The organism is Roseivirga sp. (assembly GCF_965216855.1).
GTDB lineage: Bacteria > Bacteroidota > Bacteroidia > Cytophagales > Cyclobacteriaceae > Roseivirga.
Map to the genome: position 1 here is coordinate 2,521,122 of NZ_OZ244204.1, position 17,371 is coordinate 2,538,492.

At 42.5% G+C, this 17,371-nt stretch carries 12 protein-coding genes; 8 read left to right on the top strand and 4 right to left on the bottom strand.

Features of this window, described 5'->3' with window-relative positions; translation table 11 throughout:
• Position 1: 1 nt before the first annotated feature.
• The gene (gene hemW, locus ACOOEY_RS11230; protein ID WP_420384807.1) at positions 2 to 1,138 is read right to left on the bottom strand and encodes a radical SAM family heme chaperone HemW; all 1,137 of its coding nucleotides are present in this window, start codon (positions 1,136 to 1,138) and stop codon (positions 2 to 4) included.
• Between the two features lie 30 nt (positions 1,139 to 1,168).
• On the opposite strand from hemW, the gene ACOOEY_RS11235 reads away from it, so the two are divergent.
• From ACOOEY_RS11235 to ACOOEY_RS11270, 8 genes are all read left to right on the top strand, one after another.
• Positions 1,169 to 2,929 (top strand): ShlB/FhaC/HecB family hemolysin secretion/activation protein, encoded by a 1,761-nt coding sequence (locus ACOOEY_RS11235; RefSeq protein ID WP_420384808.1) that lies wholly within the window; start codon positions 1,169 to 1,171, stop codon positions 2,927 to 2,929.
• Entirely contained in the window at positions 2,929 to 3,624 is a 696-nt protein-coding gene (locus ACOOEY_RS11240) for a DUF4271 domain-containing protein (RefSeq protein WP_420384809.1), read from the top strand. Before ACOOEY_RS11235 ends, ACOOEY_RS11240 begins: the two co-directional genes overlap by 1 nt.
• Before the next feature lie 31 nt (positions 3,625 to 3,655).
• A complete protein-coding gene (locus tag ACOOEY_RS11245; RefSeq protein ID WP_420384810.1) occupies positions 3,656 to 4,432 on the top strand; it encodes a uroporphyrinogen-III synthase in 777 nt (258 codons plus the stop codon).
• 89 nt (positions 4,433 to 4,521) lie between these two features.
• Entirely contained in the window at positions 4,522 to 5,490 is a 969-nt protein-coding gene (locus ACOOEY_RS11250; RefSeq protein WP_420384811.1) for a type IX secretion system membrane protein PorP/SprF, read from the top strand.
• A 138-nt stretch (positions 5,491 to 5,628) separates the two neighbouring features.
• Positions 5,629 to 6,843 carry an SUMF1/EgtB/PvdO family nonheme iron enzyme gene (locus ACOOEY_RS11255; protein ID WP_420384812.1) on the top strand — a complete coding sequence of 405 codons (1,215 nt, stop codon included), beginning with the start codon at positions 5,629 to 5,631 and terminating at the stop codon, positions 6,841 to 6,843.
• A 51-nt stretch (positions 6,844 to 6,894) separates the two neighbouring features.
• The gene (gene gldL / locus ACOOEY_RS11260) at positions 6,895 to 7,701 is read left to right on the top strand and encodes a gliding motility protein GldL (protein ID WP_420384813.1); all 807 of its coding nucleotides are present in this window, start codon (positions 6,895 to 6,897) and stop codon (positions 7,699 to 7,701) included.
• Positions 7,702 to 7,713: 12 nt separating this feature from the next.
• Positions 7,714 to 9,528 (top strand): GldM family protein, encoded by a 1,815-nt coding sequence (locus ACOOEY_RS11265; protein ID WP_420384814.1) that lies wholly within the window; start codon positions 7,714 to 7,716, stop codon positions 9,526 to 9,528.
• A 1-nt stretch (position 9,529) separates the two neighbouring features.
• On the top strand, positions 9,530 to 10,573 hold the full coding sequence (locus ACOOEY_RS11270) for a hypothetical protein (RefSeq protein ID WP_420384815.1): 1,044 nt from the start codon (positions 9,530 to 9,532) through the stop codon (positions 10,571 to 10,573).
• 35 nt (positions 10,574 to 10,608) lie between these two features.
• Here the strand turns inward: ACOOEY_RS11270 and uvrC are convergent, their stop codons facing one another.
• From uvrC to bamD, 3 genes are read right to left on the bottom strand one after another with little or no spacing between them, the layout of a single operon-like run.
• Complete coding sequence (gene uvrC / locus ACOOEY_RS11275) at positions 10,609 to 12,417, bottom strand: excinuclease ABC subunit UvrC (RefSeq protein WP_420384816.1); 1,809 nt, start codon at positions 12,415 to 12,417, stop codon at positions 10,609 to 10,611.
• 9 nt (positions 12,418 to 12,426) lie between these two features.
• Positions 12,427 to 14,742 (bottom strand): penicillin-binding protein 1A, encoded by a 2,316-nt coding sequence (locus tag ACOOEY_RS11280; RefSeq protein WP_420384817.1) that lies wholly within the window; start codon positions 14,740 to 14,742, stop codon positions 12,427 to 12,429.
• Entirely contained in the window at positions 14,743 to 17,298 is a 2,556-nt protein-coding gene (gene bamD, locus ACOOEY_RS11285; RefSeq protein WP_420384818.1) for an outer membrane protein assembly factor BamD, read from the bottom strand.
• Between the last annotated feature and the right edge of the window lie 73 nt (positions 17,299 to 17,371).

Here is a 17,371-nt window from a genome sequence, read left to right on the forward strand (position 1 = left end):
CCTATTCTTCTGCCTCAATAAACAAGTCGCTCGCCAGTTTATCTGCCAGGAGCTTGCCTGAATCAGTCAGGATGAGGTGCCTTTCATCTTCGTAGATAAGGTCCTGAAGTGAGATTTTATTGAGGTAATCCCGGTGCTCCATCAGCAAGTCTACCCCATACTTTTCCTTTAGCAAATCCAGGCTACATCCCCACTTAGTACGAAGAGAGGTCAGAATATACTCGTTGATCTGATCTTCCCGACTGAGTGTAATCACCTCGAATGGTATTTTGCCCTCTTCCATTCCTTTCAGGTACTTCGCATTGTTGGCGACATTCGCTTTTCGGAATTTACCATTGTAGGAATGTGCCGATGGACCTATACCCAGATATTTCTCATCCTTCCAATAAGCACTGTTATGCCTTGATTCATATCCGGGTTGCGCAAAGTTGGAAATCTCATACTGGTCGTAGCCATGTCGATACATGGTGTCTAACAATATCTCGAATTGTTCAGCAGCAAAGTCCTCATCTATTTCCTGAATTCTACCCTTTTCGAGCCATTTACCGAAGGCCGTTCGGGGTTCGATTGTTAAGCAGTAAGAAGAAATATGCTCGGGTCGGAGCCTGATGGCCTGTTTCAAATCAGCTTCCCAGATGGAGTGATCTACAGCGGGGACAGCATAAATAAGATCAATACTAATGTTTTCAAACCCTGCTTGTCGCGCATTTAAGACCGCTTCTATCGCTTCATCACCAGTATGCTGACGATTCATCCATTCCAGGTTTTCATTATGAAAGCTCTGAATGCCAATGCTCAATCGGTTGATGCCATTGCTGTAAAAAGCCTCCAGCCTTTCCGGGCTCAGGTCATCAGGATTGGCCTCCAGGGTGATTTCAATATTGCTGGCCAGGTCATACTCATATTGTATCACCTTCATGATCTTCTTCAGGTGTTGATGCTCAAGTAATGAAGGCGTGCCACCTCCGAAGTAAATGGTATAGATTGAGTCTTTTCCCAGAAATTCACTTTGCATCTCCAGCTCCAGGCAAAGTGCATCTACCATTTCATCAATTTGCTTAAGAGATTGAGTGAAGTGAAAATCACAATAATGACATGCTTTTTTGCAGAATGGAACGTGTAGGTAGAGTCCGGCCAAAGTTTTCTTATTTTCGCTTAAATATACAGTATGCCTTTACACAGACTTGCTTTTGTACTCATAATCCTGACAGTTTTTATGTCAGCTGCAAAAGTTCAGGCACAGCAGGTCTACAGGCTCAACATATCTGCTGTAGATAGGACGCAACAGATACTTTCCAAATTTAAATACCAGAGAAATGTGCCCGATTCGTTGTCAGGGATTGCCGTGGCCGTTAAGCTCTCGAACCAACTCCATCAGGAAGGTTATTTACTGGCTGGTGTGAACACAGCTTTCATTCAGGCTGAGGAACTAATCATTGAGATGAAAGTAGGGCCGAAATTTGAATGGCTCAGCCTGCGACCGGGTAATCTGGATGAAGACTTATGGAGAAAGCTCAATTTCAAGGCTTCACGCTTTAACTCTACTCCATTCAACCCCAAACAACTGAGCCGGTTGGAAGAGAATATTTTGGTCTATGCCGAAAACAATGGATTTCCATTCGCCTCATTGAAATTCGATTCACTAACCATTATTGATGATGGGTTCTCTGCGGCCCTGGGAGTCGATTTTGGGCCTAAGATTACCTTCGACTCCGTTCAGGTGGTACAGAACGATATCATGAAATCTAAGTTTGCCGGGGCTTATTTCGGCATTCGCCTGGGAGATATTTATGATCAGCGACTGGTTGATGCTATAGTACCCAAGCTCAGGAAACTGCCATATCTTCAATTGAGCAAAGCACCACTGCTGAGCTTTCAGAATTCTGAGGGTAGAGTAGTGCTTGAACTGGCTAAAAGAAGAGTGAATACCATCGATGGTATCATAGGGCTGCTTCCTAATTCAAGTAACCGCAATGGCCTGCTGCTAACAGGTCAGTTCGATTTGGAGCTCTATAACCCCTTTGCTACCGGTAAACATATTGGTGTACACTGGAGACGATTGAGAGAAGAAACCCAAACCTTACAATTGGAGTATGATCACCCCAATTTATTGGGCAGTGCCCTCTCCCTGAAAAGTGATTTTAACTTTCTGAAACAAGATAGTACCTTCAACAGGCGTGAGTTGGGTTTAGATATTAATCTAAACTTATCTATGAATTCCAGTCTGGGAGTAATTACCCATTTTACGGCTACCGATTTGAATGCAGTGAGCCGCTTTCAGAATAGTAATACTTTACCCGATATTCTTGACTTCAGATTGACTCGTTATGGATTGAGATACAGCTTCAATACTTTGGATGATGTCTTTCAGCCGAGAGGAGGGATGCTATTCGAGCTTCAGGGGTCTGTAGGAAATAAAGTTATTCGCCAGAATGTAGGCCTTCCTAATGAACTGTATGCAGGAGTAGATCTCAAGACCCTGCAATATCAGTATGATCTCGATATGGAAAGGTATACAAGATTGTCTCCCAAGGCCACCCTGTTTACCTCACTCCATGCCGGCTGGCTTTCAAATGATAATTTGTTTCAGAATGATGCTTACAGAATAGGAGGCTTAAAGTCCATCCGTGGTTTTAATGAGGCCAGTTTCTTTGCCACAAGGTTTGCCTATACCAATCTCGAATCGAGGTTCTACCTGGATGATACTTCTTACCTGCTACTGTTTACGGATATAGGGTATCTGGAGGAGAATTTTGTTGGGCAAACCAATCAGGAGGCTGATTGGGTATTGGGCTTTGGTACGGGGATCAGCTTTGCTACAAATACCGGGATTTTCAACTTTGTTTATGCACTGGGTACTTCCAATTCGACAGGAGCTGTTAACTTTAACCAGTCTAAAATTCATTTTGGTTTTACCACCAGATTCTAATGCAGGAAGTCTTAGCCGAGCAGTCACTTTATAGAAACATTGTCATCAGCATTTCCATGCTTTTGTTTGTGATCTTGGGGGTTTCACGACTTGTCTATCCTAAACTCTTTGCCTCGCTCTACAGCTTCGAGAAGTTTTTGGTCTTTAGATACCGTGATGACTTTGGTTCCGGTATTCGCTTATTCAGTACGGAAAGCTTCTTCTTCACTGCAGTACTTTCCCTGAACTTCAGCTTTGCTCTGCTTTGTCTCTACTTATTCAGTGAACCTATTCATGAGGCAGTAAACGCAGATTTTAGCCCTACCTTTTGGCAAGGGATATCTATTTGGTTGGTGCTTTCCATCGCCATTCAGTTCCTGTTCTTTGTAAAATTTCTATTCATCAGAGTGTTTGGCTGGATGTTCAATATTCCTCTGGAACAGACCCGACATTTTCAGGAATTCCAGGCCTTCAATCATAGCTTTTCGCTGCTTGTCTTTTTCTTACTGAGTATTTCAATTTACATCCGATACAGTTTCCCGGTTTTCAGCTTCAACATTTTGGGCTTCGCTGTGTGTATATACTTATTTTTCAGGCTGATAAACCTCTTTTTTAAGATTCGAAGTATTGGAGCGTGTAGCAACTTATATATATTTTCTTACCTTTGCAGCACAGAATTACTACCTACTTTGATAGGGGTCTTTCTAATAATCTAAACCAAGCCAAAGGATAAAAGCAGGGAAGAATATGTCCAATAGCACGTTTGAGGAGAGGCTAAATCCAGTGAAGAGTATCCTCGTCTCACAGCCAAAACCGGCAGACCCAAAATCACCTTATTACGCATTAGCCAAAAAGTATGGAATCAAGATAGATTTCAGGCCATTCATTCAGGTGGACCCTATTGCGGCTAAAGAGTTCAGAAAGCAGAAAATTGATATTCTGAAGCACACAGCAATTATTTTTACCAGTAGAAATGCGGTAGATCATTTCTTTGCCATTTGCAAAGACCTGAAAATTGAAGTGCCGGCCGATATGAAATACTTCTGTATTTCAGAGCAAACGGCTTACTACTTGCAGAAGTACATTGTGGTGAGGAAAAGGAAAATCTTTACCGGATCCAAAACTGCACAAGATCTGATTGAGATTCTCAAGAAGCATAAAAACGAAAAGTATCTGTTCCCTTGTTCCAACATCAGAAAGGAAGATATTCCTGCCTATCTGGAAGAAAACGGATACAACTATTCGGAAGCGGTGATCTATGAAACAGTAGCCAGTGATTTGTCTGACCTGGATGATGTGACATACGATATTCTTGCCTTTTACAGCCCCAGTGGAATTAACTCATTGCTGGTAAACTTTCCAGAGTTCAAGCAGAACAATACACGCATAGCTGTTTTTGGTCCAACCACGGCTAAGGCCGCCAAAGATGCCGATTTAATCATCGATATCGAAGCCCCTCAGCCTAATGCCCCGTCCATGACAGGAGCATTGGAGTTGTACATCAAAAAGGCAAATAATCTTTAATTCAGGAAACCCCTAAGGGCAAAAGCCAGTTTTCTTGTATTATTGAGTAACTGATTAAATAAATCATTTAACTTTCGCGTTACCTGATTATGTCAAGAGCTGTTGGCTTTGCCTTTTTCTTTCTCCTATTTGCCTTCAATGTAAAGGCGCAACAAGATGCGCAGTTTACACAGTACATGTTTAATCCCATGTACTACAATTCTGCCTTTACAGGTTTGGCCAATGCTAATACCCTGACTGCTATACACCGGTCACAATGGTTCGGCTATGATGGTACCATTAACCCTGGTGGAGCACCTACTACTCAATTCATCAGTTACAGCACCGTAAGTAAGTGGTGGAATGGTGGAATGGGTGTACATTTAGTTAACGACAATCTTGGACCTTCCAATAACCTCGAACTTAAGTTTTCAGGCTCATACTACATTTCTATTCCCGGAGATGCCTCATTGAGTATAGGTGTAAATGCCGGAATTTTCAGCAGTGGATTAGATTTTGATGAACTGGTGTTGGTAGACCCCAGCGATGACATTGCCAACCTTACAGGGAAAGAGTCTCAAATCCGCCCTGACATAGGAATAGGAATACTTTACAGAAAAGGAAATTTTTTTGGTGGTTTGAGTACAAATCATTTACTTCAACCAGAATTTGACTTCGGACAAGATCAAATTGCCAATCAATTAATTCGACACTACTATTTAACAGCGGGCTACGATTACGCTTTCAGCCCACAGATTACGATCACACCGACTTTGCTGCTGAAATCTGTAGGATTTGATTCCTACTCATGGGACTTGAGTGTTGTAGGTAGATACAATGACCAGCTTTGGGCTGGAGTATCATACCGACAATCTGAGTCTGCTTCAGTGATGATTGGGTATAGTATACTAAAAGATCGAAGTCTGGCGTTGGGTTATGCACTTGACATAGTCTTAGCTGACAGGGATAGTAAGGAGCCGACCTCTCAGGAGATCATGCTTATATATAAATTCCCGACTAAGAGTAATGGAATAAATCTTGGAAGGAACATCATAAGAACTCCCAGATACCGTTACTAAACAGAAGTTTACTAAAGGTTAAGCTTTATAGAATTTTCTATCTGCGGATGGATTACTAACAATAAAATATTAATTTTCGCGCTTCATTTGCCGAATGAGGGTTAACAGGATCGGTTAAATGAGCTAAAAACTAAAACAATGAAAAAGTCTGTACTGGGTCTGACATTTTTGACTTTGTTGTTGTTGAGTACCGGATGTAGCATGTTCGAAGGCTTCCTCGGAGGAGGGGGTAAAGAGCAGGCACTGATCGATGAAGGTCAGCTACTAGGTGTACTCGACAGAGAGGGGTGGTATCAGGAGTTACCTTATGGTATGGTTCAAATACCTGGAGGTACTTTCTATATGGGACAAGCTGATGAAGATGTAGCAGCCTCTCAGATTAATTTCAATAGACAAATTACTGTCAGCTCCTTCTTCATGGATGCTGAAGAGATCACCAATAACGAGTATCGTCAATTCCTTTATGATATTGCCGACCTGGCAGAAAAAGGCGACAGATACTATACCCGCGAATTTCTGGCTACCGTAGTACCTAACCCAAAAGTCTGGGATGAGGAATTTACTTACCACTACGGTGACCGCATGACTCAATATTATTTCGAGCACTCTGCCTTTGATGATTATCCTGTTGTAGGGGTGAGCTGGGATGCTGCAGAGAAGTTCTCCGCATGGAGAACGATCTTCCTTAATAATGGTCAGCAAGCCAAGAATGAAGGCGGAGGCGGTTTGTTCTCTTTCGGTAAGAAAAAGAATCAGGATCCTGCTGGTGCAGGAGCTGCAGGTCCACTGGGAGCTACCGGCCCTCAGGGCGGAGGAGCTACTACCGGTCCGGAGTCAAGTACCTTTGTTGATACATCACCAATTGAAAGCAGATATCCTAACTTCAGACTACCAACTGAGGCAGAGTGGGAATACGCGGCCAGAGGTGGTAAAGAAATTGTAAAATACCCTTGGGGTGGTCCATATATCAGAAACAGAGACGGTTGTTTCCTGGCTAACTTTAAGCCTGGGAGAGGAGCTTATGCCGATGACGGTTATCCTTATACAGCCCCTGTGAATTCTTTCCTTCCAAACCCGTTTAACCTGTACAACATGTCAGGTAATGTGGCTGAGTGGGTAAGAGATGATTTCTCACCAGTGTATAATCCATTGGTTTGGGACCTTAACCCTATGTTCACCTATGATTCACTGACTGAAAGTAACAGCCCACACTACGGCAAAAAAGTGGTAAGAGGTGGTGCCTGGAACGATATCTCATATTACCTTCAGACTGGTACCAGAACATTTGAGTACAGAGATGTGGCTTCTGCCTCCATTGGATTTAGATGTGCAATGGATTATCTTGGTCAGTAATAAAAACCAAACATTAACTAACATTGATCTTCAACCCAACAGATAAAACAAATGGCTAGTAAATTTACTCAGAATTTCTACGGCAGTGTTATGCCGAAAATCTACGGACTTGGTGCTTCGGTCGTAATTGTCGGAGCGATGTTTAAGCTTGAGGGATGGGCAGGTGCCACTCCCATGCTAATTACAGGTCTAAGTGTGGAAGCACTTATTTTTGCATTCAGTGCCTTCGAACCTAAGGCAACTGACTATACTAAAGAACTTTATCACGCTACAGTAAAAGGTGGTGGAGCTGAACCTAAGAAAGATGATATCTCTCTTGAGAAAATGCTGAAGCAAGCTGCTATCAGTAAAGACGGACTTCAGAACCTGAAAGAAGGTATGGACAATTTAGCGCAGAACGCTAAGTCTTTGGCCAGTATGTCTAATGCGGCTGTAGCTACAGATGAATATGCTAAGAATGCTAAAACTGCAGCTACTTCATTATCTAAAATCGATCAGTCTACTTCTCAGGCAGCTGCTGCTTTTGCTGAGGTAGCTAATACGGTTAAGGGATCTGGTGCCAACCAGTCTCAGTTGAAGTCTGCTACTGAGCAATATCAGGTTCAGTTGAAAGAAGCAGCAACTCAACTGCAAGCATTAAGTGGTGCTTACAAAGCAGAGTTGACAGATACTGAATCTGTAGCAAAATATATGAAAGGTTATTTGACCAACATGGAAACCATGATTAAGGGTGCTATGAATACTGCAAAAGCAACCGAGGAATTCCAGGCTCAAATGGCTCAGTTGAACACCAATATTACTTCTTTGAATAAAGTATATGGTGCGATGCTTTCTGCAATGAAACAAACCAATAACTAAACCTGATCTATTATGGCAGGAGGTAAAGAAACCCCACGGCAGAAGATGATTGGCATGATGTATCTCGTGCTGACTGCTCTTCTCGCCTTACAGATTAAGGATACGGTATTGGAAAAGTTCGTACTTATCGAGAATGGCCTCGAAGTTTCGAACTCTGCTTTCCTTGATTACAATCAGCAAACGCTCGAGAGCATTCAGAGAGACGTTGCCAATCAAGGAGATAAAGAAGGTGATAGAGCAGTTCAAAAAGTGGCTGAAAACGTTAGAGCCTTTACTATTGAACTGACTAACTATCTTGAAGAACTAAAACTAGAGGTTGGTAAAGCTTCTTCCGGAGGAGATACCTCAAATATTTATGAGAGATCGACTCTAAAGAAGTACGAAGAACCTTCTAACTATTTGGTGAATAAGGGAAATGCGGAAATCCTTAAGGAGAAGCTTGACGAGTACCCTGGAAAGGTGAATGCTCTGGTAAGCTATCTGGGTAAAGGAGGTATGAATCCTGAGTGGATGAAGTCTATCGCTATTGATGCTAACGACATTAAGTTCTATGAGAATAATGCAGAAGCCAAAGGTGAAGACTACGCGCATTTCAACTTCTACAAGGCACCATTGGCCTCAGTTTTGGCTCAATTGACTTTTTACAAGAATCAGATATACAGCAAGGAAGCTGAAGCTTTGAACAAGCTTAGAGGCCTTGTAGGAACAGCTGTGGAGGCAAGCGCTTCAGGAGTTCCTGATGCTGCTGATGTTCAGCCTCTGGCTGCTGCCGGTACAACATCTTCAGATGATACCAGCACACCAGATGACAATGCATCAGCTACACCTAGCACTACACCAAGTCAGAGACCTTCAAGCGGAAACACATCGAATGATATTTCTGATGAGGAAATGTTGAAAGGTCGTTTTGCTGGTATCGACTATGCACAGGCAACTATCTTATCAGAATCAAACATTGTAACGGCCGGTTTGGACTTTAATGCTGAAGCATTCCTTACCCTCGGAAACTCAAAACTTCAACCGGAGATTAAGTTAAACGGTAGTGAAGTGGACGTGGTCAACGGTAGAGGAATTATCAACTTTAAAGCTACTGCCGGAGCCAATGAATATGATGCTAATGGTCTGGCTCAAAAATCTTTTGAGGTAGAAATTGTAGCAGAAGATGGTACCGGAGGAACAATCACAAGAACTACCAGACATGAGTATCAGGTAGCTCAGCCGGTTATTGATGTAAGATCACAGTCAGTTGAGGTTCTTTACCTGGGCTGTGCTAATAATCTGAACATTAATGTTCCAGCATTGGGACCTGCCTATCAGCCTCAGTTTAGAGTGACTGGTGGTACTTTCACTACCGGTACTCAGAAAGGACAAATTGTAGTAGATCCTTCTCAAAGAGAAGTAAGCATTGCTGTTGCCAGTGCAGGTCTTCCCATTGGTACAAGAGAGTTCCAGGCCAAGCCTGTTCCACTTCCAAGACTCGATGTTAGACCTAATGGCCAGCCATACGATGCTAATAATGGTTTGGATGAGAAGCCATCTAACCTGGTATTGTTCCTTTCTCCAGAGCCTGATTTCCAGGAGAGATTTCCTGAAGATGCCAGATTCCTGGTAAGTAAGGCTACTATTTCACTGGCAAGAGGTAAGACAAGAAAAAGAAGTATTGCGATTGAATCAGCAGTAACAAGAGTTGATTTATCCTCATTAATCAGTCAAATGCAATCTGGTGACAGAATAGTCGTTTTCGTTGAAGAGATTGTAAGGTTGAACTATAAGGATGAGCCTCTTCCGATCAAGTTCACCGCTGACATGACATTAAATATTAACTAAAATGAAAAGAGTTTCGGTAATTTTATTGGCACTGTTATTTGTGACTTTAGCAAAGGCACAAGACGAGCAGGGTGCAGGTACTGATCCTGCCAAATTCCTTCAGTCTATTGAAAGTACCACTAGGGTTGCCGGACTTAATAGTGCCAGAAAGCTCAACAACGAATTCTCTGTACGTCCCATAAGAGATGAGGATGTCATGTGGAGTATTCGAATCTGGTCTAAGATGAATTTCAATGAAAAATTGAATTCAGCATGGAATGCCAAAGAATCTCGGGTAACAGAGGTAATTCTTCAAGGTATTGAGGAATACTTCCAGGCTCAGAGTCAGGCATTAGATCAGCAGGTTGGGATTACCCCTTATGCTACTTTTGAAACAGGTGTAACCGGTTTTGATGAAGAGGCTATTCTATCAGAGACGGACTTTAGAAATAATCTGAAGAATATGTCGACCGCCCAGGGTAACTATGATGAAAGTCTTAGGGCTTCTGATAGGGCACAACTTAAAACCAGAGATGGGGGTAAGTTTGCAGATTACTCTAATGCCAGATTGGATTCAATCATTGATTTAGAGTATCAGGCAGCAGCTCAGGCGAGAGCACTAGATCCGGCTAATAAAGGTGATTTGGATGTTCTCTTGATTGAGGAAGATTTGATTTTTGACAGAAACCAATCTTTAGCCAAATGGGATATTGTTTCTGTGACATTAGTTGCTCCTCCAAAGGCTTCTGTTGATGGCGCTGAGAGAGAAATCGTAAGAATCAAATATGAGGATCTGGTAGCATATATTGAAAAGGTGTATTCGGATACAAACAAGAATATGGCTTATTGGTATAATCCGAAGAACCCTCGTGATAGAAATATCAACTTCTCTCATGCATTTGATTTGAGACTGTTTAGTTCTTACATCACCAAATTCCAGAACTCTGATGATGACAATATTCAGACACTTTATGGTAGATCTGATTATGATTACAGCATCATTGAGCAAGCCATGAAGAAGCGCTATGAGCTACTGGAAAGAATGCACAATTTGTGGGAATACTAACAATCTGTTAGGATTGAAGATATAAGAAAAGGAAGCTAATTAGCTTCCTTTTTTTGTTCAAAGTAGTCGAGTATAATATTGGTTTTAGCCTGACCCACAACGGATACTAATTCTTCTTCACTTGCACTTTGGATTTTACTGAGGGTGCGATACTCTTTCAATAACTTGTCAACGGTAGCTTTACCCAAGCCTTTCACCTCTTCCAATTCAAACTTGAAGCTGTTCTTACTTCTTAAGTCACGATGGAAGGTAATAGCAAATCGGTGAGCCTCATCTCTCAGCTTCTGTATTAACCTCAAGGCTTCAGATTTCTTATCTATGTGGATGGGGAAGGAGTCTTCGGGGAAGTAAAGTTCCTCCAGTCTTTTGGCAATGCCTATAATCGGAATCTCTCCATAGAGGTCTAACTCTTTCAGCGCCTCACAAGCCGCATTAAGCTGTCCTTTACCACCATCTATAACGATCAGCTTAGGCAATGGCGAGTTCTCATTCAAAAGGCGTTGATATCTCCTTCCTACTACTTCTTTCATAGAACCGAAGTCATCAGGGCCGACAACTGTTTTGATTTTAAAATGCCTGTAGTCTTTCTTGGAAGGGCGACCCATTTTGAAACAGACCATACTGGCCACAGGATTCGTTCCTTGAATGTTGGAGTTGTCAAAGCACTCTATGTGTGTTGGTAACTCTTTTAATGCGAGGTCGGATTGTAATTGCTTGAGCACTCTGTTGCCCTTGTCCTTTACATTTTCAAGAGAACTGTATTTCTCCTTCTTGGCAAATAGGGCATTCTTAAGGGAGAGCTCGATTAGCTTTTTCTTGTCACCTCTCTGGGGCAGGATTAGTTTAAAATTGTCGGTTTCAAGTTCCAGGTCTTTGTTAGTTAGTACTTCCTTGGCCGTACTTTGGAACTTGTCTTTCAGGTCGATGATCATTAATGAAAGAATATCCTCATCGGATTCACTCAGCCGTTTTTTTACCTCGCTGGTCTGCGAGAGGTTGATCGTTCCATTTTTGATCCTGAGATAATTGACAAAGGCCCATTTTTCATCAGATACGATGGTGAACACATCCAGGTCTGCAATTTTGGGGCTAACCACCACTGACTTGCTTTGGAACCTATCAACAAGTTCCAGCTTATCTTTGAACTTCTGGGCTTTTTCAAATTCAAGTTGCTCGGCCGCTTCAGACATGTATTCCTTAAAATACTGTTTGGGTACGGAGAGATTTCCCTTTAGGATATTAATGGCCTGATCTACATCCTTTAAATAGTCTTCTTCTGTTTGCAGACCTTCGCAGGGTCCTTTACAATTACCGATATGGTACTCTAAGCAAACTTTAAACTTGCCCGCCTTTATGTTTTCATCACTCAGGTCGTAACGACAGGTTCTTAGAGTAAACAGACTATTGATTAGTCTGAGGACATTATTCATGGCCTTCACACTGGCGTATGGACCAAAGTATGTGCCATTGGAAGGAATAAACTTACGGGTACTGTAGATTCTCGGGAAGCGCTCGTTAGATACACAGATGTATGGAAAGGTCTTATCGTCCTTGAGCAGTATGTTATACTTGGGTTGATTCTGCTTGATGAGACTATTTTCCAATAGCAAGGCATCGAACTCGCTATTGACAAGAGTAACTTCTATGGCTTTGATTTCAGAAACCAGCCTTCTGGTTTTCCGATTAACCCCTGCTTGCTTATTGAAATAGCTTGATACACGTTTCTTAAGGCTTTTCGCCTTGCCCACATATATCAATACATCTTCTTCATTGAAAAAACGATAGACTCCGGGATTATCGGGAAGTTTTAAGACATCCTTTGGATCTAAGCGGGTGACCTCCATAGGCCGAAATTAGTAAATATCATCGTCATACATGACGGTAGAATCACTGGCATCAAGAACTTCTGTAAATCTCGCACAGTCAATTTCCATGCTGAGGTTTGGAGGTCTTTCAAAGAGTGTTTTTTGGATGTTTAAGGTAGAGTCTGCGTAAATATCTTGCATGAAGAGTGCCACAATAGGCATAGCTGTTCTGGCTCCTTGTCCATCAGGCCATTGAGTAAAGTGAATGGCTCTGTCATCTCCACCGACCCAGGCACCTGCAATTACTTCATTGGTTACTGCTACGAACCAACCATCAGAGGCATTCTGAGTAGTTCCTGTTTTAGCTCCTATACTGTTTTTCTTTTGCTCTTTGTCTACCAATCCGTATTGCCAGTATAGTCTTTGACCAGAACCCGATTTAACCGTTTCCTGCATCATGTTTAGCATGACATAAGCAACGTCTTCATTGATGGCTTTACTCTTCCTTGGTACATGACGATAAATCTCATTGCCATACTTATCTTCAATTCGGCTGATGTAATAAGGCTCTATATGAGTACCCTTGTTAGCGAATGTTCCATAGGCTCCGAGAATCTCATAAAGAGAGACATCTTCAGTACCCAGGGCAATAGAGTAATATGGGGGTATTTTGCTGGTAATACCCAATCGACCCGCCATATCGACTACCTTATTTGGTTTTACAATATCCATCACACGGGCTGTGATGGAGTTGACAGAGTTGGCCATGGCCAACTTCATCGTCATTTCTTCACCACTAAATCTACCTTCGGCATTAGAGGGATCCCAGATTTCATTACCATTGCCGGTTGGAATAGCTACCGCCTCATCCTTAAAAGTATAGCATGGAGAATAGCCTTGCTCTACCGCTGTTGCGTAAACAAAAGGTTTGAAGAGTGATCCTGGTTGTCTTTTTCCAAATCTTACATGATCGTACTTAAAGTGCTGGAAGTTGATTCCTCCTACCCACGCCTTAATAGCTCCTGTCTTTGGTTCTGTGGCCAGGAACCCTGACTGAAGGAACTGTTTGTAATACCTGATCGAATCGATAGAGCTCATCACTGTATCGACATCACCATACCAGGAGAACACCTTCAGCTTTTTCGGTTTATTCATATAGTAATCCACTGAATCTGACTCGCTGCCATACTTATTGACCAGGTTTCTGTAAGCATTGCTTCGTGGAATAACCTGCTCTTCGAAAAAGTCATCCAGCTCTCTACCCTTGCTGTCGATCCAGAGGTCTCTGCCTTCGTTTCTAAGGAGGGTATCGAACTTCAATTGCAGAGAGGTCATGGCGCTGTCCATGGCTTCTTCAGCGTATCCCTGCATACGGGAGTCAATCGTGGTATAGATTTTCAAACCATCACCATAGAGGTCATATCCAAGGTTGGCACATAACTCACGGAGATCCTTTCTGGCTTCTTCCCGGAAGTACTGAGCCAAACCCGTATTGTGATCTTGCTGACGGAAGTCATCGAGGTTAATGTCTTGAGAACGTAAAGTATCATAAGCCTGTGGTGCTAAAAAGCCATATTTAACCATCTGGCTCATTACTGTATTTCTTCTTCTTTTGGAGTTTTCCGGATTAATGTCCGGTCTGTAAGTAGTTACTCCTTTTTGCATTCCGGCCAATACAGCTGCTTCAGAAACAGACAGGTCTTTTGGCAGCTTGTTGAAATAGGTTTTTGCGGCTGATTTAATACCGTAAGCGTTGTTTCCAAACTCAACGGTATTATAGTACATGGCCATGATTTCCTCTTTGGTATATGATCTCTCCAGGCGGACTGCCAAAATCCATTCTTTAGTCTTATAGATAAGCTGTTTGAGAAATCTGTTGCCTTCCAGTTTTCCCCGGTCTTCTTCCCGGATTACCCTGGTGTTGAACAGGTTTTTAGCTAACTGCTGACTGATTGTTGAACCACCACCCTTAGGGCTGAAAGTTAACACTCCAAAGGCCACCCTGAACATACTCTCCAGGTCTATGCCAGAGTGAGAATTGAAGCGGATGTCTTCAGCAGCTACCAGAGCATTTACCAGGTTGTCTCCCAGCTCATCATAGGTAACAGGGTTTCGGTTATCTCTATAATAACCTGAACCGAGCTGTACACCATCTGCAGTAAATAGAAGAGAGGTAAGGTTTTGATCCGGATTCTCCAGTTGGCTGTAACTTGGTAAGCTGCCAAACCAGTTGTTTACATTCTTGCTAACCGCCCATATATAGGTAGGAAAACCGACTATAAACAAGGCGAAACCAACCCAAAGCACTATAATCAGTTTTTTGAGGAGAGGTCGTCTTTTGGTTAGCTTTTCTTTGGCACTCATCTATTTGTAAAATTTCTTGTGGAACTCCAGGTATTGCTCTAACGCTTTGGTTTGAAACAATTGTGTGAAGTTGTCTTGCGATATGGCAAAATTATGAAAATTTGAGTCGTCTTGCAGGTCCAATGTTTCCAACTGCTTTTGTAATGCGTTTCTATAGTTTTCAGCAGCAGATTTCACCTGAAAACTGTTCACGAAAATTATTCCAATCTTACTCTGGGGGTCAAAGTTTAAGGCACTGGCAAACAGTTTTGTTTTAAAGGTTTCCTCATTGAATTGATCAATGGCTGTTTTGAGTGTTGCAGATTTATTATTCCCTTCTGTAAAAGTAAATGCCACCAGGTGTATTTGCTGAAAGTCTTCGCTGAAGGCCTCGTTCAGATTACCCAGTCGCTCATCCTTGGCCGGAGCAATAGCTGCTAACAGTGTTTTGGCATATTGAGATTGCGGCTGATCGGGATACTTTTCTATAAAGTCTTTTAAGGCTTGTTCATAGGAGACTATACTTTCAGTTTTTGCCTTAAGTATGGCAGCTAAAAGTTCTACCGTGGGAAGGAAATCCACATCTTCGAAAGAATTCAAAGCCGAACGTAATTGCTGATCGGCCTCAAGGTAGTTTCCTGCCTCATAGGCCTCATAAGCTTTAGCATACTCTGCCTGAAGAGCTCTGTTGCGGGCTGCTTTTTCCTGAAGGTAGTTTGGGTTGATTAATGTTTTCGCCAAAATGGTTTCAGGAAACTCATCTATGATCATCTGCTTGTATCGATTGGCTTCAGTAGCATCTCTGGGCTCGTATAAGGTGTATAAGGCATAGAGCGCATCGAGCCTATACGAGGTCTGCGGATACCTCTGTAAAAGGGTCTGATAAGAGTTGATGGACTGTTGGTCCTGCTCAAGTCCAAACCGGTATATACTGCCCAACTTGAAGTAGGCATCCTGAATTTCTATGTGAGCTTTTTCTTTGTCTTCTTCAGAAGTCGGGACAGTGGCCAGAAGCTTCTCAATTTCAGCTTCTCTGCTGCTTTTCAGGTCAGGCTGGGCCGCACCCAGGTTGGGATCATCAATACTATCTGCCTGTGCCGCTACAGTTGGGCCAATGCCTATATTCTGTTTTACTGATCTTCTCCAATTGTTTTCAAGTGGGCGGTTTCCCCAAATCCTTTGAAATTCCAGTTGCCCTTGTCCAACTGCCTGCTGATTATAGAAATACCAGGTGCCACTACCATCAGGAGTCTGAAATGAAGAATCGTCTACTCTGTTTACGCCACTTGTGCTGGCCTGACTTTTTTCCTTTTTCTCCTTCTCTGCTGCTGCTTCCTGATCTGCCAGGTATCGGCTGATGTAGGCCTCCAACTGAACCTTACTCATGGATGCCAGAGAAAGCAGGCTGTCATTTTTATCAATGATGTTCAATTGAGCAACAAAATCTTTGAGTACGGTCTGTCTTTTGGTAATGTCTTCAATACCGTCCAGATCTTTGGGCAGTTTCTGTACCGCACTATCATAATAGGCGCTGGCCAGATTGAATTTTTTCAGGTCTTCATAATGAATTTCACCAAGCCTGAGAAAGGCCAGCCCCTGCTGCCTTTGATTAGGTTGATTAACCTGGGTGGCCGAGATGAAATGAGCAATGGCTTCCGGTAATTGATTCCTGTTTTGCTCCAGCAAGCCCATTGTATAGTAGATGATATCCTGATATTCAGTGTTTTTACCATCCTTCAGCATTCTTTCAAAATCCTTATAGGCTTCATCTACATAATTGCTGTTAGCCAAACCCGAAACGGCAAGCTTGTTTAGTTTGGCCTGGAACATTACCTCATAGGGAGGATTGCCCTTAAGCGCATTGTCGTAATAGACATAGGCATTTCTGAATTGACCATTCTGCTGTGCCAGCTGACCCAGAATGAAGTTAACCCTGATCCTGTAAGTCTTATCTTCCAAAAGAGGTTGAACCCTTTCCAGCAGGTCCTTCACCTTATCATATTCATCCTGTCTTTGATAGTAGAAAGCTGCAGTGAGCAGATAGTCGATCTGGTTTTTCGGAGTCAGAGATTCCAGTTCCAGAAATTGGGAAACTTCCAGTGCCTGGTCTGGGCTGTCCATATCCATATAGGTTCTCATCAGAGCGACCAATGCCTGTTGTCTTACCGCATCATCCTTGCTATTCTGATTGATATACTGAAAAGTTTCGATGGCATATTGCCATTGTGCACGCAGGTACCTGATCTTACCAATAATCAGGTAACTGTCGTCTACCCAATCGCTGGATTCCCACCATTCAATGTTTTGGCTGGATTTCTTAAAGGCATCGTCCAGCTTTTCCTTATTGCTCTGGACAATTGAGGAATCCACCTCAGGAAAGATATTGAGGATTTCGTCAAAGTTGTATTGATACTGCTCTTCGAAGCCCTGATAGACTTCACTCACATACAGGTCTGCATAGAAATATCCATTGTATCGGGCGTTCAGGTTCTGATATCCCTTAGAAGCACATCCCACAATGGGCAAAACCAATATAAAACAAAGAAATCTGGCGATATGTAAAGTCTGATTGTTCAACAGGGAGAAATCTCGGTCTAGGAACGAAATTAATGAGCAATTAATACAATATTAGTCAGGCAGTTGAGTATTA

Excerpts from the sequence above, each read along its gene's own strand:
- gldL (WP_420384813.1), top strand. The coding sequence starts at position 6,895 with ATGGCTAGTAAATTTACTCAGAATTTCTACGGCAGTGTTATGCCGAAA.
- ACOOEY_RS11245 (WP_420384810.1), top strand. The coding sequence starts at position 3,656 with ATGTCCAATAGCACGTTTGAGGAGAGGCTAAATCCAGTGAAGAGTATC.
- ACOOEY_RS11255 (WP_420384812.1), top strand. The coding sequence starts at position 5,629 with ATGAAAAAGTCTGTACTGGGTCTGACATTTTTGACTTTGTTGTTGTTG.
- uvrC (WP_420384816.1), bottom strand. The coding sequence starts at position 12,417 with ATGGAGGTCACCCGCTTAGATCCAAAGGATGTCTTAAAACTTCCCGAT.
- ACOOEY_RS11265 (WP_420384814.1), top strand. The coding sequence starts at position 7,714 with ATGGCAGGAGGTAAAGAAACCCCACGGCAGAAGATGATTGGCATGATG.
- ACOOEY_RS11240 (WP_420384809.1), top strand. The coding sequence starts at position 2,929 with ATGCAGGAAGTCTTAGCCGAGCAGTCACTTTATAGAAACATTGTCATC.
- ACOOEY_RS11235 (WP_420384808.1), top strand. The coding sequence starts at position 1,169 with ATGCCTTTACACAGACTTGCTTTTGTACTCATAATCCTGACAGTTTTT.
- ACOOEY_RS11250 (WP_420384811.1), top strand. The coding sequence starts at position 4,522 with ATGTCAAGAGCTGTTGGCTTTGCCTTTTTCTTTCTCCTATTTGCCTTC.
- ACOOEY_RS11280 (WP_420384817.1), bottom strand. The coding sequence starts at position 14,742 with ATGAGTGCCAAAGAAAAGCTAACCAAAAGACGACCTCTCCTCAAAAAA.
- ACOOEY_RS11270 (WP_420384815.1), top strand. The coding sequence starts at position 9,530 with ATGAAAAGAGTTTCGGTAATTTTATTGGCACTGTTATTTGTGACTTTA.